This window comes from Janthinobacterium sp. (genome assembly GCF_031995485.1).
Classification (GTDB): domain Bacteria; phylum Pseudomonadota; class Gammaproteobacteria; order Burkholderiales; family Burkholderiaceae_D; genus Janthinobacterium.
Genome location: NZ_DAMAGB010000063.1, coordinates 1 through 22692, shown reverse-complemented (window position 1 = coordinate 22692; position 22692 = coordinate 1). Strand labels below are relative to the sequence as shown.

The window sequence follows — 22692 nt, the reverse complement described above, 5'->3', positions numbered from 1 at the left end:
CCGCTTAGTGCACCGCATCGTGGATCTCGCTGATATAGCCGCCCGGGAACTGCACCATGGCGCTGCTGTTGCCCTTCGCGGTCCGGGTCGGCGGCGCCAGCACCGCCACGCCATTGGCGGCAGCACGGGCCAGCGTGGCGGCCATGTCGTCGACCTGGTAGCCGGTGGTTTCGCGGCCGTACGGGAACGGCAGCTTGCCGTCGCTGACAAATACCGTCATCTTGCCGAAGCCCGATTCGAGCTGCACGCGGCGGATGGCGTCGCCGGCGCGGCCGATTTCGCCGCCGTCGATTTTGTCGTCGGCCACCACTGTCGCGTGCGCGAACTGCTTGAACTGGGCCAGGAACTTGTCGGCCGACACCGGCGAAATATAGATGCGGTTGTCAGGCACGGAATGCAGGGCCGGATACGACGGCGCCTTGGTGTGCCAGTACAGCTGCATGTTGATGCCGCCGGCCCACTGGATCAGCACGTCCTTGCCGATCGGATCGTCAAACGGCGCCACCGTCACGTCGGCGCCCGCTGCCACTGCCGCCTCGGTGGCCGCGTGGATATCGGTCACCAGGTAGCCGGTGCGCTCGAGCCCGAAGCCGTAAGGAACCGGTGTCTGGAACGCGAACACCGACAGCATGCCGACCGGCGTCTGGATATATTGCGAGGCGGTCTTGCTGGGCGTGGGCGTGACGGTAAACACCGCGCGCGGCGAGGCTTTGCCGCCGAACGTGCCGACAAAGCTGTTGACGAACGCGTCGATGTCGGCGTTCTGCACATACACGTGGGTAGTGTCGTATTGCGGCGCGACGGACACGTCGGCTGCGGCGCAAGCCAGCAACGGCAGGGACAGCGCGGCAACCAGCGCGCCGGCGGCAACGCGGTTCAGAAAGGAAGGAAGTGCCATGGAAAGCTCCTGGAAAGTGAGGGCGGTCGCGGCGACCGCATTGCCTCACTGTAGGCCTGCGCGGCGCGGACGGGACCTGCCATTGGTCATGCAAACGACCTGGCCCAAAGACAGGGTAAAAACGCCGGCGCGGCGAGTACAGTAGCCTGGCAAAACAGGCAAACTGGAGAAAACAACATGATCCGATGTGTGCGTATCTGGACCGGCCCTGACGGCGATTCGCTGTTCGAGGAGGGTCACCTTGCCCTTTCCCGTGGGGAGCGCGGCGACGTGCTCAGCAAAGTGTTGAACGCGGCCAGCATTTCCTGGCGCGAGACCGGCGGCGGCGGTGCCTTTGCCAGGCACAATGCCCCCGCGCGCCAGTTCGTGCTGACCCTGGGCGGCACGCCGGAATTTCGCTGCGCGGACGGCGCCACTTTCCGCATGTATCCGGGCGACATGCTGCTGGCCGAAGACACCACCGGCACAGGCCACAGCTGGCGCCTGCTCGGCGACGCGCCATGGCGGCGCGCCTATGTGATCGTCGGCGCAGACGCCGGCGCCCTGTTCATCCAAGGAGATCCATCTTGAATCAGAATCCCGATATCGCATCACACGACATCGTCCTGATCGGCGGCGGCATCATGAGCGCCACGCTCGGCGTGTTCCTCAAGCAGCTGGACCCGGCGCTGTCCATCGTCATGTTCGAAACGCTGGACGACTGCGCGCAGGAGAGCTCCGGCGGCTGGAACAACGCCGGCACCGGCTACGCGGCCAACTGCGAAATGAACTACACGCCGCAGCGCGCGGACGGCAGCATCGACATCAGCAAGGCGCTGGAAATAAACACCGAATTCGACATCTCGCGCCAGTTCTGGGCCTACCTGGTGCAGCGGGGTGCGATCCCCGATCCGCGCGCGTTTATCCACCCGTGTCCGCACCTGAGTTTTGTGTGGGGCGAGGCGAACGTGGCCTTTTTGCGCGCGCGCTACCAGGCCATGTCGGCGCACCACTGCTACCAGGGCATGGAGTACACCGAGGACCGCGCCACCATCGCGCAGTGGGCGCCGCTGATCATGGAAGGGCGCGACGAGGGCCAGCCCGTCGCCGCCACCCGCATGGTAACCGGCACCGATGTCGATTACGGCGCACTGACCCATCTGCTGGTGGACCATTTATCCGCGCAGCCGCGCTTCGAGGTGCGCTACCACAGCAAGGTGACGGCACTGGCGCGGCAGGCAAACGACGGCTGGCGCGTGACGGTCGACGACACGCGTGGTGGCGAACAGCACGCCGTATCGGCCAGGTTCGTGTTTATCGGCGCCGGCGGCGGCGCGCTGCCGCTGCTGCAAAAATCGGGCATCCCGGAAGCCAAAGGCTACGGCGGCTTTCCCGTCAGCGGCATCTGGCTGCGCTGCGATGTCGACGCCGTCAGCCAGCGCCACCACGCCAAGGTCTACGGCAAGGCGTCCACCGGCTCGCCGCCGATGTCGGTGCCGCACCTGGACACGCGCATCATCGACGGCAAGCAGTCCTTGCTGTTCGGACCTTATGCGGGCTTCTCGACCAAGTTCCTGAAACACGGCTCGGCGGCCGACCTGTTTGCCTCGCTCACGCACGACAACGTCATTCCGCTGTTCGACGTGGCGCGCGACAATCTGGCGCTGACCGAATACCTGATCGGCCAGGTCCTGCAAAGCCCCGAGCACCAGTTCGCGGCGCTGCGGGAATTCTTCCCGCTGGCGGTGCAGCAGGATTGGCAAAAAGCCGTGGCCGGCCAGCGCGTGCAAACCATTGCGCCGCATGAAAGCGCCGGCTGGTTCAAGCACGAAGAGGGACAGCTGGAATTCGGCACCGAGCTGGTATCGGCCGCCGACCAGTCGATCGTCGCGCTGCTGGGCGCCTCGCCGGGCGCCTCCACCGCCGCCTGCATCGCGCTGGAAGTGCTGCAGCGCTGCTTTGCAGAACGCCTGCGCAGCGACGCCTGGCAGGCCCGCCTGAAGGCCGTGATCCCCACCTGGGGCATCGACCTGAAGCACGATGCCGCAGCCTGCCGGCACACGCGTGCCGCGACAGCCGCACTGCTGAAGATCGACAATCTCTGAACCAGGCATGTAGAATCGGCGGTATCTCCGTGTACCCAGGGCTACCCCATGAAGAGGCTGCATATCGCCAGAAAGCTGCTGTCGCTGCTGGGCAAGATACAGATCACCGACGATGCGGGCGCCATCCTGTACGAGGGCGCCGCCAGGTGGGGCTGGCTGGCCAGGCCCTGGCGCATCACGCAACACGGGCAGGAGCTTGCCTCGATCGAGCGCAAGCTGTGGTCATTCGCCCCCATCTGGAACATCAGCACCCGCGAAGAACACTTTATCTTGCGCGGCAAATTCTGGAGCTGGCGCCGACAGGTCACGGTGGAGGGCGGCCGTTTCGACGGCGCCGTGCTGCGCGGCAGCCTGCTCGACATGGATTTCGAACTGATCCGGCACGGCCAGACCCTGGCCAGGGCCGAGGCCAAAGTACTGACGCTGCGCACGCGGCACAGCATCGAGCTGCTGGACGACTCGCCGCAGGCCGAGCTGCTGACGGCAATCCTGATGATCCACCTGCTGGCGCAAAAGGGCGAAGACAAGCAGATGGTGGCGGCGGAACCGACGCCGCCGCATCTGTAGCGACGGCGGCCTCCCCTTGCCAGCTAGCGCTCCTGCCTGACCCGAAAGCGGGTGGCGAGAGAAAAACCATCCGACAACAGCTTGGGCGGATAAAAAAACCCCGTTCTCCTGACGAAGAACGGGGTTTTTATCAAGAAAACAATTTTTCCGGAATCAGAACGGAATATCGTCATCCATATCCGAGAAGTTCGGTGCCGGCTTCGGTGCCGGGCGTGGTGCCGGCGCCGGGGCCGGACGCGGGGCTGGGGCCTGGCGTGGAGCCGGGGCATCGTAGCCGCCGCTGTTGCCGCCGTAGCTGTCGTCACCGCCGGCGTCGCCGCCCATGCCGGAACGGCCGCCCAGCATTTGCATGTTTTCCGCGATGATGTCGGTTGCGTATTTCTCGACGCCGTCCTTGTCCGTGTATTTACGGGTTTGCAGGCGGCCTTCGACGTAGACCGAGGAACCTTTTTTCAGGTACTGGCCGACGATTTCGGCCAGGCGGCCGAAGAACGAGATACGGTGCCATTCGGTCAACTCTTTTTGTTCGCCCGTGTTGCGGTCCTTCGATTTGTACGAAGTGGCCACGGCGATGTTGGCGATCGCGTCGCCGCTAGGCATGTAGCGGATTTCCGGGTCGCGGCCCAGATTGCCGACGATGATGACTTTGTTGACTGATGCCATGAATAACTCCTGTTGAACTGCAGCGGGAGTCCCGCGCGTTGGATGTTTGCTAAACGCCGATTATAAGCGAGTCCCCGGCACAAGGCGACTGCGAATTCAGGCGTACGTCGTGCCATGCAGCGTTGTGGCACGGTCCCGTTTTTTCGGCAGCGGTGAAAACAAGAAACTTGAATACTGGTATTATATACAGTGTTCAAACGTCTGTACGCATCTGTATCAATCTTTGTCCGGGTGCGCCTGCACGGCGGCACACTCCGCTTGCCACGGCGCCAAAGGCATGCGGATCAAAACCCGGCTATAGTTACAAGTTGACCCGTTGTGGCCACGTCCCAGGCGTTACGTGCCGCTGCACCACCCCACTGAAAGCAAGGCAATCACATGGAACAGATCCGCATTCGCGGTGCTCGCACGCATAACCTCAAGAATATCAATCTCGATTTGCCGCGCAACAAGCTGATCGTGATTACCGGCCTGTCCGGCTCCGGCAAGTCGTCGCTCGCCTTTGACACGCTGTACGCCGAAGGCCAGCGCCGCTATGTCGAATCGCTGTCGGCCTACGCGCGCCAGTTTTTGCAACTGATGGAAAAACCGGACGTCGACCTGATCGAAGGCCTGTCGCCGGCCATTTCCATCGAACAGAAAGCCACTTCGCATAACCCGCGCTCGACGGTGGGCACGGTGACGGAAATCCACGATTACCTGCGCCTGCTGTACGCGCGCGTCGGCACGCCGTACTGCATCAACCATCCGGAACACGCGCTGGCCGCGCAGACCGTGTCGCAAATGGTCGACGCCGTGCTGGCGATGCCGGAAGACACCAAGCTGATGATCCTGGCGCCGGTGGTGGCCAACCGCAAGGGCGAGCATGTCGACCTGTTCGAACAGATGCAGGCGCAGGGCTTCGTGCGCTTTCGCGTGCAGAGCGGCACGCACGACGCGAAGATCTATGAAGTCGACGACCTGCCGAAACTGAAAAAAACCGAAAAGCACACGATTGACGTGGTGATCGACCGCGTCAAGGTCAACCAGGACATCAAGCAGCGCCTGGCGGAAAGTTTCGAAACGGCCCTGCGCCTGGCCGATGGCCGCGCCGTGGCCTACGAAATGGATACGGCGCAGGAACAGGTGTTTTCGAACAAGTTCGCCTGCAACGAGTGCGGCTATTCGCTGCAGGAGCTGGAACCGCGCCTGTTCTCGTTCAACAATCCGATGGGCGCCTGCCCGGAATGCGACGGCCTCGGTCACATCGAATTCTTTGACCCGAAACGCATCGTCGCGTTCCCGAATTTGTCGCTGGCCTCGGGCGCCGTCAAGGGCTGGGACCGCCGCAACCAGTTTTATTTCCAGATGCTGTCGAACCTGGCGGACTTCTACGAGTTCGATTTGGACATGCCGTTCGAGCAGCTGGAACTGAATGCGCAGCAAGCCGTGCTGTACGGCTCGGGCAAGCAGTCGATTCCGTTCAGCTATGTGAACGAGCGCGGCCGCACGGTGGTCAAGGAACACACGTTCGAAGGCGTGGTCAACAACCTGTCGCGCCGCTATCGCGAGACCGATTCGATGGCGGTGAAGGAAGAGCTGGCCAAGTTCATCAATGAAAAATGCTGTCCGGCCTGCGACGGCGCGCGCCTGCGTGTGGAAGCGCGCCATGTGAAAGTGGGCACCGGCAAGCAGCAGCGCGCAATCTATGAAGTGGCGGAGAAACCGCTGCGCGAGACGCTCGATTTCTTCGAGAAACTGAAACTGACGGGCGCCAAGAAAGAGATCGCCGACCGCGTGGTGAAAGAAATCATTTCGCGCCTGAAGTTCCTCAATAACGTGGGCCTCGACTACCTGTCGCTGGACCGCAGCGCCGATACCCTGTCGGGCGGCGAAGCGCAGCGCATCCGCCTGGCCTCGCAGATCGGTTCGGGCCTGACGGGCGTGATGTATGTGCTCGACGAGCCGTCGATCGGCCTGCACCAGCGCGACAACGACCGCCTGATCGAAACGCTGAAACACCTGCGCGATATCGGCAACAGCGTGCTGGTGGTCGAGCATGACGAAGACGCGATCCGCACCGCCGACTATATCGTCGACATGGGCGTGGGCGCCGGCGTGCATGGCGGCGAGATCATCGCCGAAGGCACCTTGAAGGATATCCTGAAGAACAAGAAGTCGCTGACGGCGCAGTACCTGAACGGCAAGCTGAAAATTGCCGTGCCGAAAAAGCGCCATGCCAGCAATCCGGAAAAGCAGCTGGTGATTACTGGCGCGACCGGCAACAACCTGAAAAAAGTCTCCTTGAGCCTGCCGGTGGGCCTGATGACCTGCGTGACGGGCGTATCCGGTTCCGGCAAGTCGTCGCTGGTGAACGACACGCTGTATCCGGCCCTGTCGCGCCACCTGTACGGCTCGCAGACGGAACCGGCGCCGCACGACTCGATCAGCGGCCTGGAGCATTTCGACAAGGTGATTTCCGTCGACCAGGCGCCGATCGGCCGCACGCCGCGATCGAATCCCGCCACCTACACGGGTCTGTTTACGCCGATCCGCGACCTGTTCTCGACCGTGCCGACGGCCAAGGAACGCGGCTACAGCGCGGGCCGCTTCTCGTTCAACGTCAAGGGCGGACGCTGCGAAGCGTGCCAGGGCGATGGCGTGATCAAGGTCGAGATGCACTTCTTGCCGGACGTGTATGTGCCGTGCGATGTGTGCCACGGCAAGCGCTACAACCGCGAAACGCTGGAAGTGCAGTACAAGGGCAAGAGCATCACGGAAGTGCTGGGCATGACGGTGGAAGAGGCGCATGAATTCTTCAAGCCGGTGCCGCTGATCGCGCGCAAGCTGCAGACCTTGCTGGACGTGGGCCTGGGCTACATCAAGCTGGGCCAGAGTGCCACCACCTTGTCGGGCGGCGAGGCGCAGCGCGTGAAACTGTCGCTGGAACTGTCGAAACGCGACACGGGCCGCACGCTGTATATCCTGGACGAGCCGACCACCGGCCTGCACTTCCACGATATCGACCTGCTGATGAAAGTGATCCACCGCCTGCGCGACCAGGGCAACACGCTGGTGATCATCGAGCACAACCTGGACGTGATCAAGACGGCCGACTGGATCGTCGACCTGGGCCCCGAAGGCGGCGCGGGCGGCGGGCAGATCATCGCCACCGGCACGCCGGAAGAAGTGGCGCTTAATCCGGCCAGCGTGACGGGTAAGTACCTGGGGCCGCTGCTCAAGCAATAAATAGAGCTCCAGCGCTTCCGGCCTGAACACGGCGATCTGCTGTGTTCAGGCCATTTTTTCGTCCTCGTTATTACTTGTCGGACCAACGGCTGCATCCGCTAGCACAATTAACTAAAATATCTCCTGTTTCACATTAAATAATTATTTAATTAATAATATTAATGTTATCATTTTTACTTCTCTTTTTGAGTGATAATATTCGATATGAAAAAATTAACTACTGCGCGAGCATGGAGATGTATGCTTGCTTTGCTATTGTTTTCTGCAACGGCGTCAAGTCACGCTCAACTATGGCGCCCCATCACCGACACAGATCTGAAAATAGTGGCAGGCAGTCCGCTTGATTTCAGCCAATTGCTGCCTGCAGGCTTTGCCGGGCAGCACGGGCAGATCATCAAGGGCCTGAATGGGAAAATGGTATTCGCAAACAAGCCGGAAGAACGGGCCAAGCTGCAATGCGCTTCGCTTGCCTGGTCGCCTGCGACAGGATCCTTCCCCGACCATGCCACCGCCATTGAATATGTCAGGCAGCTCAAACTGCATGGCTACAATCTGGTCAGGTTCCATTATGTCGAAGGGACACTAATGCACTTGCGCAAGGTCGACAATGATTTCGATGTCGAGCAACTGGACAGGTTCCACTTCTTTTTATCCGAACTCAAGAATGCGGGCATTTACTGGATGATGGACATGATGTCATCCGAAAATGGCACTATCGGTGACAATGAACCTAATCGCTGGGAAGGAAAAAATGACCTGAAGTTCAAAGTTCATTTCAATGCCTATCCCGAAGCGCAGCAGGCATGGCGCGATCAGGTATCGGCCATCTACGCCGCGATCAATCCTTATACCCATCAATCCATTCTCAGCGATCCGGCGCTGGCGGCGGTGGTGCTGGTCAATGAAAACAGTATCAATTACCTGGAAGCGCAAAAGCATGCGACCACCTTCAGAGAAATATTGCGCCCTCTTTTCAATCAGTATCTCGTCAATGTCTATGGAAATGACAACGCTGCACTGGAACTCAATTGGGGGCAACAGACGGGCAAGCGCCTGCCGAATGAAAACCTGGCGGAGAAAAATTTCAATCTCCCGATGGTGGGCGAGGAGTCGAACCGGATGCGCTCATTCCAGTTCATGATTAACAATCTGGAAATGGCTTCATTTGAATGGATGAAGGCATATTTGCGTGCGCAAGGCTATGCGGGACTGGTTACTTCGTATAACAACTGGGATCGGATACCGACCAACAAGACCCGGACCGTCACCGATTTCATCGACAGCCATTCTTACTTCGACGTCGTGGAAGCCTATACACCCGACAAGAGCATTACGCAAAAAAGCATGCTCGAAGCGCCACTCGATATTCTGGCGTTACGCCTGGCGGCCACCAGGCAGGCGAACAAACCGTTCACTGCCAGCGAGTACGGCCAGGTCTTCTGGAATCAATATCGCTATGAGGCCTCCATTACCACGCCTGCCATTGCAGCCTTGCAAGGCTGGGACTACCTCTGCATGCACTCCGAAGGCCCTGTTGACCTGAGCTTCGATCAGCCTGGAATTCTGCGCAAGCAAGGAATCAACCCCTATGAAGCAGGTATCGATCCGGTATTGCGCGCTGGTGAAACCCTGTCGGCACTGCTGTTTCTGCGTGGGGATGTCAAGCCATCTCCGAATCGCGCAACCATTATCTATCCATCGCCGGAAGGGGAACAAAAGCATGATGCTGGTAATGCTGTATCTCCCGACCTACGGCTGTTGGGGCTGCTGACCGCAATCGAAATCAGCCATGGCGAGCCAGCCACCAGCGTGACTGGCAAGAGTGTCAGTTTTGCCCCTGGCCTCAACGCCAGCTGGACTGACAACATCACCGCCAATATCACAAAATTGACAAATCTTAAGATTTTGAGCGCATCGAATATCACAAACAGCAGTACGCAACAGTATCAAAGCGACACGGGGGAACTGGCGCTCAATGCCACTGCCAGGCGCTTTACGATACGGGCCGAGCGCACGGAAGCCATCTCGGTTGCCGCCCCCATCAGCGACTACAACATGCGCGTACTGCGGATTAAAAACATCGATGGTCCGGCCTTGTTTTCCGCCAGTACGCTCGATGACGGAAATCTGGCTGTCAGCAAAAAAATCCTGTTCATTCTCGCCACCGATGCGCTCAATACCGGCATGACTTTCACGAATGCCAATCGTACGACACTGAAGTCCAAGGGGCAGTTGCCGGTCACTGTGCGTCAAGGCAAGGTGACCACTTCGGTACGCCTCGAACACAAGGCAGCCATGCGCCTGGTCGCGCTGGACCTGAAGGGGAATCGCCGCGATGAAATTCCCATCACCAGCATCGACACGTCGAACGGGAAGGAATGGAGCATGACTCTGGACAATATCGCGCCCTCATTTGGCCCCACCACTTTCTTCCTGCTGGAAGAGCAGCCGGCCATTTAAAACAAACGGCCTTTAACCAAGGCAATAAAAAACGGCGCGTATTGCTCATGCAATCCGCGCCGTTTCCCTTTTCAGCACACCAGTCATTGCCGGTGTGTCTATTTATGCACGCCAGTCTTTGCCGGCGTGTTTCTCCCCCACACTAAACCTTTGTACTGACCTTTCAGGCAGCCAGGCGTTTTTCCAATGCTGCCTTGTTGTCCGCGAGTTCCTGCGGCAGATGATACGCCAGCTTTTCAAACAGTTCCGTATGCAATTTCAATTCTTCCACCCACGCGGCCTTGTCGATCGAGGTGATGGTGTCGAATTGCTCTTGCGTAAACGGCAGGCCGTCCCAGTTCAGGTCGCCGTATTCCGGCGTGGTGCCGAACAGGTTTTCCACGCCGCCGGTCTTGCCTTCGATACGTTCCAGCATCCACTTCAGCACGCGCATATTGTCGCCAAAGCCAGGCCAGACGAACTTGCCGGCTTCGTCGGTACGGAACCAGTTGACGCAGTAGATCTTCGGCAGCGCGGCCGGATTGACCTTGCCCACTTTCACGCCCATGTCCAGCCAGTGCTGGAAATAATCGCTCATGTTATAGCCGATAAACGGCAGCATGGCAAATGGATCGCGGCGTACCACGCCCATCTGGCCAACGGCAGCGGCAGTGGTTTCGGAACCCATGGTGGCGGCCATGTAGACGCCTTCGACCCAGTTGCGCGCTTCCGTCACCAAAGGCACGGTGGTCGAGCGACGCCCGCCAAAGATGAAGGCCGAGATCGGCACGCCGGCCGGATCGTCCCAGGCGGCGTCGATGACCGGGTTTTGCGTTGCGGCAACCGTAAAACGCGCGTTCGGGTGGGCCGCCTTGGTGCCCGACTCCGGCGTCCAGTCCTTGCCCTGCCAGTCGATCAGGTGGCTCGGCGCCTCTTTCGTCAGACCTTCCCACCAGACGTCGCCATCGTCGGTCAGCGCGACGTTGGTGAAGATGGTGTTTTCACGCATCGAGGCCATGCAGTTGAAATTGGTTTTTTCGTTGGTGCCCGGCGCCACGCCGAAGTAGCCCGCTTCCGGGTTGATCGCATACAGGCGGCCATCGGCACCGGGCTTGATCCAGGCGATATCGTCGCCGATGGTGGTCACTTTCCAGCCGTTGAAACTGGCCGGTGGAATCAGCATGGCGAAGTTGGTCTTGCCGCAGGCCGACGGGAAGGCCGCCGCCACGTAATGCTTCTTGCCTTCCGGCGACTCGACACCCAGGATCAGCATGTGTTCGGCCAGCCAGCCCGGTGCGTCTGCCGAGGCTTGCGCTTCCTGGTAGCCCATGTTCGAGGCGATGCGCAAGGCAAAGCATTTCTTGCCCAGCAAGGCGTTGCCGCCATAGCCGGAACCGTAGGACCAGATTTCGCGCGTTTCCGGGAAATGCACGATGTATTTGGTGCTGTTGCAAGGCCATTTGACGTCGGCCTGGCCGGCGGCCAGCGGCGCGCCCACGCTGTGCACGCACGGCACGAACTCGCCATCGGTGCCCAGCACGTCGTAGACGGCGCGGCCCATGCGGGTCATGATTTTCATGTTGACGGCGACATACGGCGAATCGGACAGTTCCACGCCGATATGCGCGATCGGCGAACCGAGCGGGCCCATCGAGAACGGCACGACGTACATGGTACGGCCCTGCATGCAGCCGTCGAACAGGCCGTTCAGGGTGTGGCGCATCTCGCCCGGTTCGGTCCAGTTATTGGTCGGGCCGGCCGCTTCCCTGGTGGCCGAGCAGATATAGGTGCGGTCTTCGACACGCGCCACGTCGCTCGGGTCCGAGCAGGCCAGGTAGGAATTCGGACGCTTGTCGGCGTTCAGTTTTTTCATGGTGCCGCTGGCCACCATCTCGGCACACAGGCGTTCGTACTCTTCCTGCGAACCATCGCACCAGTAGATGCGCTCGGGCTTGGTCAGCGCGGCGATCTCCGCCACCCAGTTGATCAGTTTCTGTTGTTTAATATAAGCTGGGACGTTGAGTGTCGCAACGCCACCCATGACGGGCTGATTCATATTACCTCCAATACCAATTAAGAATTCTGGTCGTACGGGCAGTTGCGGTCTGCTGCAGCGGTAGGGTCACGCTGGCAGGCTGTGGTATCTGCCGGCCGCGGCGCAAGGCGCCAGCGGCTGGTATGCGCGCCTGGACTGCGCGTCATGTCATCAGGAAGCTGCAAAGTGTCGGCGATTGTACACCCTGAAAACCGCTATTCTCGCAAAAATGTAGGAGAATAGCTTGACTAATGTAGTAGGCTATTCAGCATTTGCCGGATCATGTTATTTCCCTACCAAATTCATCACAAGATCGCCCATCTCCCATGAAAATTGCCATACTCGATGATTATCAGGACGCCGTGCGCGGTCTCGATTGTTTCAAATTAATTGATGGGCACGATGTGAAAGTGTTCAACAACACGGCGCGCGGTCTGGGCCAGCTGGCGATCCGGCTGGCGCCGTTCGATGCGCTGGTATTGATACGCGAGCGCAGCAGTTTCAACCGGGCGCTGCTGTCGAAACTGCCCAATCTGAAGTTGCTGTCGCAGACCGGCAAGGCGGGCAGCCATATCGACGCGGCGGCCGCTACCGAACTGGGCATTGCGATTGCCGAAGGCCTCGGCTCGCCCACGGCGCCGGCCGAACTGGCGTGGACCCTGATCATGGCGGCCCGGCGCAAGATCGTGCCGTACGCACAGCATCTGCAAGAAGGCCTGTGGCAGACGGCCTCGATCGAACCGGCTTTGAATACCCTGGGCACCACGCTGAAAGGACGCACGCTGGCGATCTGGGGCTATGGCAGGATCGGCCAGCTGGTGGCCGGCTACGGCCGCGCCTTCGGCATGCGGGTGCTGGTATGGGGCAGCCCAGCGAGCCGCGCCGCGGCAGTGGCAGCCGGCGATACGGCAGCGCAGTCGCGCGAGGAATTTTTTGCCCAGGCTGATGTGCTGAGCCTGCACCTGCGCCTGGCCGACGCCACCCGCGGCATCGTCACGGCAGACGACCTGGCGCGCATGCGGCCCACCGCCCTGTTCGTCAATACCAGCCGCGCCGAGCTGGTGGCCACGGGCGCGCTGGAAGCGGCGCTGCAGCAGGGCCATCCCGGTGCGGCCGCGCTCGATGTGTTTACCGAGGAACCGTTGCCGCCGGCTTCGCCGCTGCTGCAGCTGCCGAACGTGCTGGCCACGCCGCACCTGGGCTATGTCGAGCGCGACAGCTATGAGCTGTATTTCGGCCATGCCTTGCAGAATATCGTTGATTTTGCACAAGGGCAATGCACGCGCCTGCTCAATCCCGAGGTGCTGGCGCATGCACGCCAGCAGGCATTCAGGAGCGTTGAAAACCCTTGATCAGGTCGGGCTCGCCCGTCAGGCTGAGCGGTGGCAGAGGCAGCACGTGGGGCCGCGCCCACAGGCCGTTCCAGCCCGGCGGCCAGGCGATGGCCGGGCCGGTATAGGCCGGCAGCCCGGCGCGCACGGCCACCACCGGCACCGGCGGCATTTCCGGCAAGGGCGCACCGGGTTCACGCGGCATGTCCAGGCTGTACATGTAGTTGGGCAGCAAAGCGTCGCAGACCTGCGCAAACCAGGCCGTGTGGTCTTCGTCGCGGCCCAGCGCCTGCGCCAGCCCCTGCGGATCGAAGCGCGCCAGCGCGTCGACCAGCTCGGCCGTGGTGGCGCCCGGGGTATCGCCCCAGCCCATCACCGGATTGACGTTGTAGTCGGCGCCGGAGCCATACCAGCCTTCGCGCCAGGGGCGCTGCAGCCAGTCGCGCGGTCCGGCAAACAGATGCCAGCGCCAGTGCAGGCCGGACGGCTTGGGCCAGGAATACAAATACAATTTTTGATAGCCGGCGCGATGCAGCTCGCGCACCATGGCCATCAGGCGCGCATGCGGCATGCGGTCCGGCGGCGCGCGGCGAAAGCGGATCGCTTCGCCGTCGGCAAACTGCACGTCATCGGTCGACAGGTTCAGGTCCAGCGTGCGCGATTCGCTGCCAAAGCGCGCGGCGATCCAGCCCGTCAGCAGGTTGACGGACGTGATCACGCCGTAACCGCGGTGGCGGTGGAAGATGACGGTGCCGGGAGCAAGCGCTTTCATGGGGAATAGTCAGAAGCAGGCTGGAACAAGGAGTCAAGTGTACTCACAGATGGCCGAATTTTCCAGCTATGCCAACAAGCATCGCTCGCATCGGCGCCATCATTCACGCTATCATGCGCGTCATTCTCCACTGACATCGTGACCACACCATGACCTTGCGCATCCTCGCCACCGGCGGCACTTTCGACAAGCACTACAACGAATTGAACGGCACCCTGGGTTTTTCCGACAGTCATTTGCCGGCCGCCATCGCGCGCGCGCGCATGACGGCACCGGTGGCGCTGGAGCAACTGCCACTGCTCGACTCGCTCGACATGCAGGATGCCGACCGCCAGCGCGTGCTCGCCTCGTGCCGCGCCGCGCACGAAAAAGCCATTGTCATCATCCACGGCACCGACACCATGCGCGAAACGGCGCAGGTGCTGGGCGCGGCGCAATTGCAGCAGACCATTATCCTGACGGGCGCCATGATTCCGTATGAGATCGCCAACTCCGACGCGCTGTTCAACCTGGGCTTTGCCTGCGGCGTGGCGCAGGCCTTGCCGGCTGGCGTGTACGTGGCGATGAACGGTCAGATCTTTGCCTGGGACAACGTGCAAAAGAACCGCGCCGCCGGCGTGTTCCAGCCTTTGTAAAGTTACACGGCGCAAGCGCCGCATGTCATCGTCAAAAGCCCGCGTTTGCGGGCTTTTTTTACGCCTGCCGAAAATTTTGCATTATCAGTAAAACTGACAAATTATTATTGGCGAAAACCCTAGTTGCCAAGAGATTCAGATTTTTGTTGTAAAAAAACGCCAGTAATAATTTGTTACATCAGTAATTTTATGGAATAAAAATTTCCTATTTAACATTTCATTCAAACATTCTTCAGTATCCGCAATTTATTGCCAAATCCAACATGGTTGAGTTCCATTTTTTATTGCTGAGACGACATAATGTTCGTCACGACAAGCAAAAAGTGCATTTATAACAATATTGCGCAATAGGGTTTCCTGTTTTCGACAGAACGCCTCCTGTGCATGGCATCACTGACACGCTATCCGCTGGCAGTGCCGATGTTCATGTGCCGCTTGTCGTTATTAAAACTACTACGGAGTAATTGTTATAATGGCATTTCAAGAAAAAATCGGCGTACGCAGCGTACGCCTGGCCCTGACCGTTCTGGCAGGTAGCGCACTGTTCACCGGCCAGGCAATGGCGCAGGAACAGGAAGCCATCCAGAAAGTCGAAATCACCGGCTCGAGTATCAAACGTATCGCTGTCGAAGGCGCACTGCCAGTGCAGCGCCTGACGCAGGAAGCCATCGCCAAATCGGGCGCCACCTCCGTGGCCGAACTGATCCAGGCATTGCCAGCCATGCAAGGCTTCACCATCGGCGCCGTGGCTGCCGGTTCGAATTCGGGCGGCAATACCAGTGCATCGCTGCACGGTATCGGCGAGACCTACACCCTGGTACTGTTGAACGGCCGCCGTATCGCGCCACAAGGTTCCGGCACCACGGTCAACCTGAACGCCATTCCAATGAGCGCCGTCGAGCGCGTCGAGATCCTGACCGATGGCGCTTCGGCCCTGTACGGCTCGGACGCGATTGCCGGCGTACTGAACTTCATCCTGAAGAAAAATGTCCAGGGCGTGACTCTGGAAGCGACCTACGGTGGTCCGGAAGACAAGGGCGGCAACGCCTGGAATACCAACGTCACCGCCGGCTTCGGCGACCTGGACGAAGACCGCTACAACGTGTTGATTTCCTACCGTCATGACGAACAGGAAAAACTGCGCGCAACCGACCGCTCGTTTGCCGATACCTCGTATCTGAAATTCAAGCGCAACGGCAACAACTACATCTGGGACCGTACCAGCACCTCGGCATCGCCAGCTGGCGCCACCGTCGCCTATAACAATCCAAACAGCGCATCGAGCGCGTTTACGCCTTACCTGCTGAAGAACGGCGCCTGCCCTACCGATTCGTATGTGACCACCAGCAATGCACGCGCATGCGGCTTTGACACTGGCTCGACCGTGGAAATCGTTCCGCAATCGAAACGCGACAGCATCTTCTCGCGCGGCACCTACAAGCTGAACGACAATATGAACGCGTTCGCTGAAGTGGCCTACTCGCGCTACGACCTGACCGCGCGTATTGCGGCCAATCCAGTGCCGATTTCGATCGCCCAGAACAGCGCGCTGTACACCACCTATGTAGCGCCTTACCTGACGCCGGCACAACGCAACGACATCAAATCGATCACGGCCAACTACCGCACCACCGATTTTGGTCTGCGCGCCAGCAACACCATCACCGAAACCAAGCACGTGGTATTGGGCATGGAAGGTGAAATCGGCGCCTGGAACTTCGAGAGCGGCCTGACCTGGTCGCAAAACTCGATCGATGAGCGCTACACCGGTGGCTATGCCAAGAACCAGGCATTCAAGGATATCATCGCCAATCCTGAATTCGATCCGTTTGCCACCACCCAGAAACCTTCGGTGCAATCGCAAATCGCCAATGCCCAGTTCATCGGTTCGATCCGTACCGCCTCGACCACCATGCGTGGCGTCGACACGCACGGTTCGCGTGAACTGTTCGACCTGCCAGGCGGCAAGGCCAGCGTCGGCGTGGGCGGCGACTACCGTACCTACCGCTATGAGCAGTCGCCTAGCAGCGGCGCCACCAGTGCCGACATCTACAACTTCAACACCTCGCCTGCCTACGACCTGAGCCGTGATACCTACGGTGCCTTCGTCGAATTGCTCGCTCCGCTGACCAAGTCGTTTGAACTGACGGCCGGTGGCCGCTACGATGCCGTCAAAGCCATCGACAACAAACTGACGAACCAGACCATCGGCAGCAAAGACAGCGCCAATACGTACAAGGTATCGGCACGCTGGCAGCCAGTACAAACCGTGCTGATCCGTGGCTCCTACGGCACCGGTTTCAAGGCCCCTAGCATGCTGGACATCGCCCAGCCACTGGTCAATGCCGGCTTTACCGCGAAAAAATTCGATTGCCCGTACCCAGGCACCGCACTGTGCCGTTCGGAAGCGACGCAGTACAACGAAGTATCGCAAGGCAATCCTGACCTGAAGTCGGAAAAATCGAAGCAGTTCACCCTGGGCTTCCGTATCGAGCCTAGCGCGGCCTTCTCGTTTGGCGCTGATCTGTGGGATGTGAAACTGACCAATGCCGTATCGGAAATCACCGAAGAGCAGGCATTTGCCGATCCGGTCAAATACGCGACCAGCTTCACGACCTACACCGAGCCATCGACCGGCAATACGTACTACGCGTTCAAATCGTTGCAAGTGAACATCGGCAAGAAGGAATACCGTGGTATCGACTGGGATATGTCGGCCAACCACAAGTTTGACTTCGGCAAGCTGACCGCTCAACTGAGTGGCACCCACATGCTGCATGCGAACTACACGGTACCAGGCAGCGACAACGTCTACACCAGCAACATGAACTTCTTTGGCAGCACCAATGAAGTGACGTTCCGCAACCTGATCAAGCTGACCACGACGCTCGATACCGGCCGTCTGAGCAACACCATGACCATCAACTACCGCAACGGCTACACCGATGCGGCAGCGTCGGTACGCAACGTCGATACGGGCAAAAACGAAACGCTGCGCCTGGAAGTACCGTCGTACACCACGGTCGACTGGCAAGCACGCTTCGCCTTTGACAAGCAGACCACGATCCGCGCAGGTATCAAAAACCTGTTCGACCGTGCGCCACCGCTGTCGCTGCGCGCTTCGTCGGGCCACCAGATCGGTTTCGATCCACGCTACGCCGATCCAATGATGCGTTCGTTCTACATCACCGGCAACTACAAGTTCTAATCCTGAGCTAGTCAGTTAGTCCTGCGAAAGCGCCCTGCACTTCACCGTGCAGGGCGCTTTTTTCATGGCCGTGGCCAAGCTGCAGGCGAAAAAAAAGAGCCGCAAGCGGCTCTTTTTTTTGACTACAGCAAGCTTACGCTTTGGCTTCGCCGCCCAAGGCTTCGACCACATCGGCCATCAGTTTGCTCAGCTCGCCCGTCATCAGCATCATGTCGCCATCGAAACGCTCTTCGTCGTTCTTCGTGCTCGATTCGGTTTCCTTGATCACGTCGAGCGGCTTGATGCTCTTGATCGCCAGCGACTCGGTCAGCACGAACGAGATCTTGTCGTTCCACGTCATGGCCAGGCGCGTGCACTGCTTGCCGGCCGCGATATGGCGGCGCACGTCGTCCGCCTCCAGCGTGTGGCGCACATAGCGCACCGTGGCCTTGCTCTCGCCGGTGGCGCGCAATTCCGTATCCATGTCGACCGTGAAGCCGGCGGGCGCATCGTCGGCCTGCAGCCATTCCGTCATCACCGCCACCGGTGAGCGCTGCACGCGCAGGCTTTCCAGCGGCAATTTGTCGACGGCTTTGAGCAGCAGCTTGATCACTTCGTCGGCTTTCGCCGGGCTGGCCGCATCGATCACCAGCCAGCCGTTGACCGGATCGATCCAGGTCCAGACGTTGCTGCGAATGCTGAAGGCGCGCGGCAGCAGTTCGTCGGCCACGCGCTCTTTGAGTTCTTTCATGGCTTTCTTGCCCGGCGCAAAGCCTTGCGCTTCTTCCATTTCAGCCGCGCGCGCTTTCGCCACCTGGTTGATGACGGTTGCCGGCAGCAGTTTCTTTTCGGTGCCCAGCAGGATCAGCATCTGCTGGTTGACCACGTGCACCAGGCCGCCGTTCGGGCGTGGCGTATCCCAGCCCTGGCGCATCAGGTCCATGCTGGTGGCCGGCGTAAATTTATTCGAGGACAGCGCCTCTTCCAGTTGTTCTGGCGTATAGGCCCATGGTGCGGGCAGGCGGTAAATCTGAAGATTCTTGAACCACATAGTTTTTGTCTTCCGGTTGTTTCGTTAGTACCAATAGGACGCCATTCTACACTTTCGACCCGGTGCTGCGGCCAAACGGGAGTCCGGTGTTTTGCTTGCTTTATTGCCGGTATTGCAGGTGATTTGCTGCTACAGGGCAGGGAACAACTCGGCCTGGGCCGGCGCCTGCCGCGTTGCCACGGACGGATCGCACAGGGTCGAAATGCGCACCCCCAGCAGGCGGATTTTCTTCTCGAACGGCACCCGCCGCAGGCAGTCGCGCGTGGCGCGCAGGATCGCCGCCGCGTCCGCCGTGGCGCTGGGCAGGGTGATGTCGCGCGTGACGGTGCTGAAGTCTTCGAAACGCAACTTGATGCCCACCGTGCGCCCGGCCAGCGCGTGCTTGTCCAGGTCGCCCGCCACCCGCGTGCACAAGCTTTCCAGTTTTTCCGACAGCAGCGCCCGGTCGCGCACCACCTGCAGGTCGCGCTCGAAGGTGGTTTCGCGGCTGACCGACTTGGTTTCGCGGCTGGTCTGCACCGGCCGGTCATCGATGCCCAGCGCCGCCTGGTGCAGCCAGCCCGTATACAAATCGCCGAACTGCGTGCGCAGCATGGCCAGATCGGCCTGCGCCAGCTCGCCGATGGTGACGATGCCCATCGCTTCGAGCTTGGCGGTGGCTTTCGGGCCGATGCCGTTGATCTTTTTGGCCGGCAAAGGCCACACGCGGGTGGCGATATCGTCTGGATGCAAAATGGTCAGTCCGTCCGGCTTTTCCAGGTCGGAACAGATTTTTGCCAGCAATTTGTTGGGCGCCAGGCCAATCGAGCACGACAGCCCGGTGGCGTCGAACACGGCCGCTTTCAGTTTTGCCGCAAATGCGGGCGCATCCTCGCCGTGTTCCGTCAGGTCGATATAGATTTCATCGATGCCGACGTTCTGGATCACCGGCGCCAGATTCGCCACCGCCTGCTTGAAGCGGGCCGAATACTCGCGGTAGGCCTCGAAATCGGCCGGCAGCAAAATGCTGTCGGGCGCCAGCTTGGCCGCCTTCATGATGCCCATCGCCGAAAACACGCCAAACGCCCGCGCCGCATAGGTGGAGGTGGTGACCACGCCGCGCCCCACATAGTCGCGCATGCGGGCGAACTGGCGCGTGCCGTCCGGCAGCAAGACCGGCTGCTGCAGCCGGCCACCGCCAATCACCACCGCTTCGCCGCGCAGCTCGGGATACTTCAGCAATTCGACGGACGCAAAAAAGGCGTCCATGTCGAGATGGGCGATCCAGCGGCGTGCGGCGGGCATGTCAGGCGGCAGGGGAGCAGATGCGGTCAAGGACACCTCGCGGTGGTTGGGCTGCCGGAACAAGGCCACGGCAGGATACTGGTCATGCATACAGTATTACCCGAATCCACGATTATGGCAAGTTTGGCGCGCCAGCATGATCATCGGTTGCATTTCTGAGTAGCAAGAATAGAATCTTGGCACAACACTACAAAGGAGTTGCCTTGTCTATCGCCCATCACGCTGTTCGCTGGTCCGCCTGGTCATCCATCTTGCCGGCCCTGCTGCTGTCCACCTTGTCACCGCTTGCCATGGCGGCCGAGGCAGCCGCCCCCGTCGCTCCCATCGCCGCCAAAACGGCCTGGCAGGAAACGCGCCACGGCACCGTCGTCACCGACGACTACCGCTGGCTGCAAAAAAAGACCGATCCGGCCGTGATCGATTACCTGAATGCGGAAAACGCGTATACAGCCGCCGTGACCGCGCCGATCCAGCCGCTGGCCGACAAGCTGTTTGGCGAGATCAAGGGCCGCATGCAGGAAGTCGACCTGTCGGTGCCGGTACGGATGGGCAACTTCTACTATTACACGCGCACGGAGGCGGGCAAGCAATACCCGATCAACTGCCGCCGCCCGGTCGGCGCCAAGGGCGCGTATGATGCGCAGGCGGTGGAGGAAATCCTGCTGGACCAGAACCGGCTGGCCGACGGCCATGCTTTTTTTTCCGTGCGCGCATTTGCCGTCAGCCCGAACGAACAACTGCTGGCCTATACCACCGACACCACCGGTTTTCGCCAGTACGAGCTGCACATCAAGGACCTGAAAACGGGCAAGCTGCTGACAGACACCATGGCGCGCGTCACGTCGCTGGCCTGGGCCGCGAACAACGCCACCCTGATGCTGGCGCAGGAAGACGCCACCACCAAGCGCTCGGACCGCCTGTTCCGTTTGAACCTGGGCGGCGCGCCCGAGCAGGTGTATCACGAGCCGGTCGAACAATTTGCCATCGGCATCAACCGCACGCGCGACAAGCAATTTTTTGTACTCGAGTCGCGCAGCACCGACACCAGCGAAGTGCTGCTGCTGCCGACCAATAAACCGGACGGCACGTTCGCACCGGTGCTGAAACGCGAAAAGGGCCACCGCTACAGCGTCGAGCACCGCGCCGGCCAGCTGTATATCCTGACCAATAAAGACGCCAAGAATTTCCGCATTGTCAGCGTGCCGTTGAGCGCGCCGCAAGCGAAGAACTGGCGCCCATTGGTGCCGCACAACAACGACGCCGTCATCAAGTCGGTCGATGTGTTCCAGGATTACCTGGTGGTGATGGAAAAAGCGCGCGCGCTGAACCGTGCCCGCATCTACGATTTCCACAGCAAGCAGTGGAAGACGGTACAGTTCGACGACCCGGTCTACCTGGCCGGCGCGGCCGGCACGCCGGAATTTAACGCCACGCAGTTTCGCATGTCGTACCAGTCGCCCGTCACGCCGCCGACCGTGATCGACGTCAGCATGCAGGATGGCCAGCGCACGGTGCTGAAACAGCAGGAAATCGTCGGCGGCTACGACGCCAGCCGCTATGCCACCGAGCGTTTGTGGGTGACCGCGCGCGACGGCGTGAAGGTGCCGCTGTGGATCGTCTACAAGAAGGGCGTCAAGCGCGACGGCAAGGCGCCGCTGCTGCTGTACTCGTACGGTTCCTACGGCATCTCGACGGAAGCGGGCTTTGCCATCAGCCGCATCAGCCTGCTTGAGCGCGGCGTCGTGTATGTCCAGGCCCATATCCGCGGCGGCACCGACATGGGCGAAGCGTGGCATGAGGACGGCATGCTGATGAAGAAGAAAAACACCTTCAATGACTTTATCGACAGCGCCGACTACCTGGTGCGCGAAAAATGGACCAGCCCGAACCGGTTGATCATCCAGGGCGGCAGCGCCGGCGGCCTGCTGATGGGCGCGGTCGTCAATATGCGCCCGGAACTGTTCCACGCGGTGCACGCGGCGGTGCCGTTCGTCGACGTGATGAACACCATGATGGACGCCAGCCTGCCATTGACCACCGGCGAATACCTGGAATGGGGCGACCCGAACCAGAAGGCGGCCTACGACTACATGCTCAGCTACTCGCCGTACGACAATATCGCCCGCAAAGCCTATCCGTCGATGCTGGTGACCACCGGCCTGAACGACAGCCAGGTGATGTACTGGGAGCCGGCCAAGTATGTGGCCAAGCTGCGCGCGTACAAGACGGACAATAATCCGCTGCTGCTGAAAACCAATATGGGCGCCGGCCATGGCGGCGCTTCCGGGCGCTACGATGCAATCAAGGAGAATGCCTTCAATACCGCATGGATGCTCTCGCAGTGGAATATCAGCGAATAATTTTGAAAAACCCCTTGCAACAGGATTTTTGCCATCCTATAATAGCGCCTCTTCCAGACGTGGTGACAAACGTCGGGATGGTTTTCTGAGACAAGCAAGCTTTGGGTGCTTAGCTCAGTTGGTAGAGCGGCGCCCTTACAAGGCGTAGGTCGGGAGTT

At 60.2% G+C, this 22692-nt stretch carries 15 protein-coding genes; 9 read left to right on the top strand and 6 right to left on the bottom strand.

What is annotated here, in order from left to right; genetic code table 11:
* Positions 1 to 4: 4 nt before the first annotated feature.
* Positions 5 to 898: a glyoxalase gene (locus tag RTQ46_RS25115; RefSeq protein WP_312440322.1), complete on the bottom strand. Its 894-nt coding sequence runs from the start codon at positions 896 to 898 to the stop codon at positions 5 to 7.
* Between the two features lie 177 nt (positions 899 to 1075).
* Here RTQ46_RS25115 and RTQ46_RS25110 point away from each other — a divergent pair, with 177 nt between their 5' ends.
* The 3 genes from RTQ46_RS25110 to RTQ46_RS25100 are packed head-to-tail and all read left to right on the top strand — an operon-like array spanning position 1076 to position 3549.
* Positions 1076 to 1468, top strand: a complete 393-nt coding sequence (locus tag RTQ46_RS25110; protein ID WP_312440321.1) for a hypothetical protein — start codon at positions 1076 to 1078, stop codon at positions 1466 to 1468.
* The gene (gene mqo, locus RTQ46_RS25105) at positions 1465 to 2982 is read left to right on the top strand and encodes a malate dehydrogenase (quinone) (protein WP_312440320.1); all 1518 of its coding nucleotides are present in this window, start codon (positions 1465 to 1467) and stop codon (positions 2980 to 2982) included. The genes RTQ46_RS25110 and mqo overlap by 4 nt, the downstream gene beginning before the upstream one ends.
* Before the next feature lie 48 nt (positions 2983 to 3030).
* Entirely contained in the window at positions 3031 to 3549 is a 519-nt protein-coding gene (locus RTQ46_RS25100; RefSeq protein WP_312440319.1) for a hypothetical protein, read from the top strand.
* Between the two features lie 153 nt (positions 3550 to 3702).
* Here the strand turns inward: RTQ46_RS25100 and ssb are convergent, their stop codons facing one another.
* The gene (gene ssb, locus RTQ46_RS25095) at positions 3703 to 4212 is read right to left on the bottom strand and encodes a single-stranded DNA-binding protein (RefSeq protein WP_065306109.1); all 510 of its coding nucleotides are present in this window, start codon (positions 4210 to 4212) and stop codon (positions 3703 to 3705) included.
* A gap of 378 nt (positions 4213 to 4590) precedes the next feature.
* On the opposite strand from ssb, the gene uvrA reads away from it, so the two are divergent.
* Both uvrA and RTQ46_RS25085 read left to right on the top strand, forming a co-directional pair.
* A complete protein-coding gene (uvrA, locus tag RTQ46_RS25090) occupies positions 4591 to 7440 on the top strand; it encodes an excinuclease ABC subunit UvrA (protein ID WP_312440318.1) in 2850 nt (949 codons plus the stop codon).
* A 240-nt stretch (positions 7441 to 7680) separates the two neighbouring features.
* Positions 7681 to 9900: a hypothetical protein gene (locus tag RTQ46_RS25085; protein WP_312440317.1), complete on the top strand. Its 2220-nt coding sequence runs from the start codon at positions 7681 to 7683 to the stop codon at positions 9898 to 9900.
* A 163-nt stretch (positions 9901 to 10063) separates the two neighbouring features.
* Here RTQ46_RS25085 and RTQ46_RS25080 read toward each other — a convergent pair whose 3' ends face one another.
* Positions 10064 to 11935, bottom strand: a complete 1872-nt coding sequence (locus RTQ46_RS25080; RefSeq protein WP_312440316.1) for a phosphoenolpyruvate carboxykinase (GTP) — start codon at positions 11933 to 11935, stop codon at positions 10064 to 10066.
* Between the two features lie 305 nt (positions 11936 to 12240).
* Here RTQ46_RS25080 and RTQ46_RS25075 point away from each other — a divergent pair, with 305 nt between their 5' ends.
* Positions 12241 to 13266 (top strand): D-2-hydroxyacid dehydrogenase family protein, encoded by a 1026-nt coding sequence (locus RTQ46_RS25075; RefSeq protein WP_312440315.1) that lies wholly within the window; start codon positions 12241 to 12243, stop codon positions 13264 to 13266.
* On the opposite strand, the gene RTQ46_RS25070 is transcribed toward RTQ46_RS25075, so the two are convergent.
* Positions 13244 to 14017 carry an L-asparaginase gene (locus RTQ46_RS25070; RefSeq protein WP_312440314.1) on the bottom strand — a complete coding sequence of 258 codons (774 nt, stop codon included), beginning with the start codon at positions 14015 to 14017 and terminating at the stop codon, positions 13244 to 13246. The two genes, RTQ46_RS25075 and RTQ46_RS25070, sit on opposite strands and share 23 nt — an antisense overlap.
* Positions 14018 to 14166: 149 nt before the next feature.
* Here RTQ46_RS25070 and RTQ46_RS25065 point away from each other — a divergent pair, with 149 nt between their 5' ends.
* Together RTQ46_RS25065 and RTQ46_RS25060 are read left to right on the top strand one after the other, a co-directional pair.
* Entirely contained in the window at positions 14167 to 14652 is a 486-nt protein-coding gene (locus RTQ46_RS25065) for an asparaginase domain-containing protein (RefSeq protein WP_308923017.1), read from the top strand.
* A gap of 472 nt (positions 14653 to 15124) precedes the next feature.
* Positions 15125 to 17860 (top strand): TonB-dependent receptor, encoded by a 2736-nt coding sequence (locus tag RTQ46_RS25060; RefSeq protein ID WP_312440312.1) that lies wholly within the window; start codon positions 15125 to 15127, stop codon positions 17858 to 17860.
* 133 nt (positions 17861 to 17993) lie between these two features.
* On the opposite strand, the gene RTQ46_RS25055 is transcribed toward RTQ46_RS25060, so the two are convergent.
* On the bottom strand, positions 17994 to 18890 hold the full coding sequence (locus tag RTQ46_RS25055) for a recombination-associated protein RdgC (RefSeq protein ID WP_312440310.1): 897 nt from the start codon (positions 18888 to 18890) through the stop codon (positions 17994 to 17996).
* A 129-nt stretch (positions 18891 to 19019) separates the two neighbouring features.
* A complete protein-coding gene (gene dinB / locus RTQ46_RS25050; protein WP_312440309.1) occupies positions 19020 to 20174 on the bottom strand; it encodes a DNA polymerase IV in 1155 nt (384 codons plus the stop codon).
* Positions 20175 to 20377: 203 nt separating this feature from the next.
* Here dinB and RTQ46_RS25045 point away from each other — a divergent pair, with 203 nt between their 5' ends.
* Positions 20378 to 22534 (top strand): S9 family peptidase, encoded by a 2157-nt coding sequence (locus tag RTQ46_RS25045; RefSeq protein ID WP_312440307.1) that lies wholly within the window; start codon positions 20378 to 20380, stop codon positions 22532 to 22534.
* Positions 22535 to 22692 lie beyond the last annotated feature (158 nt).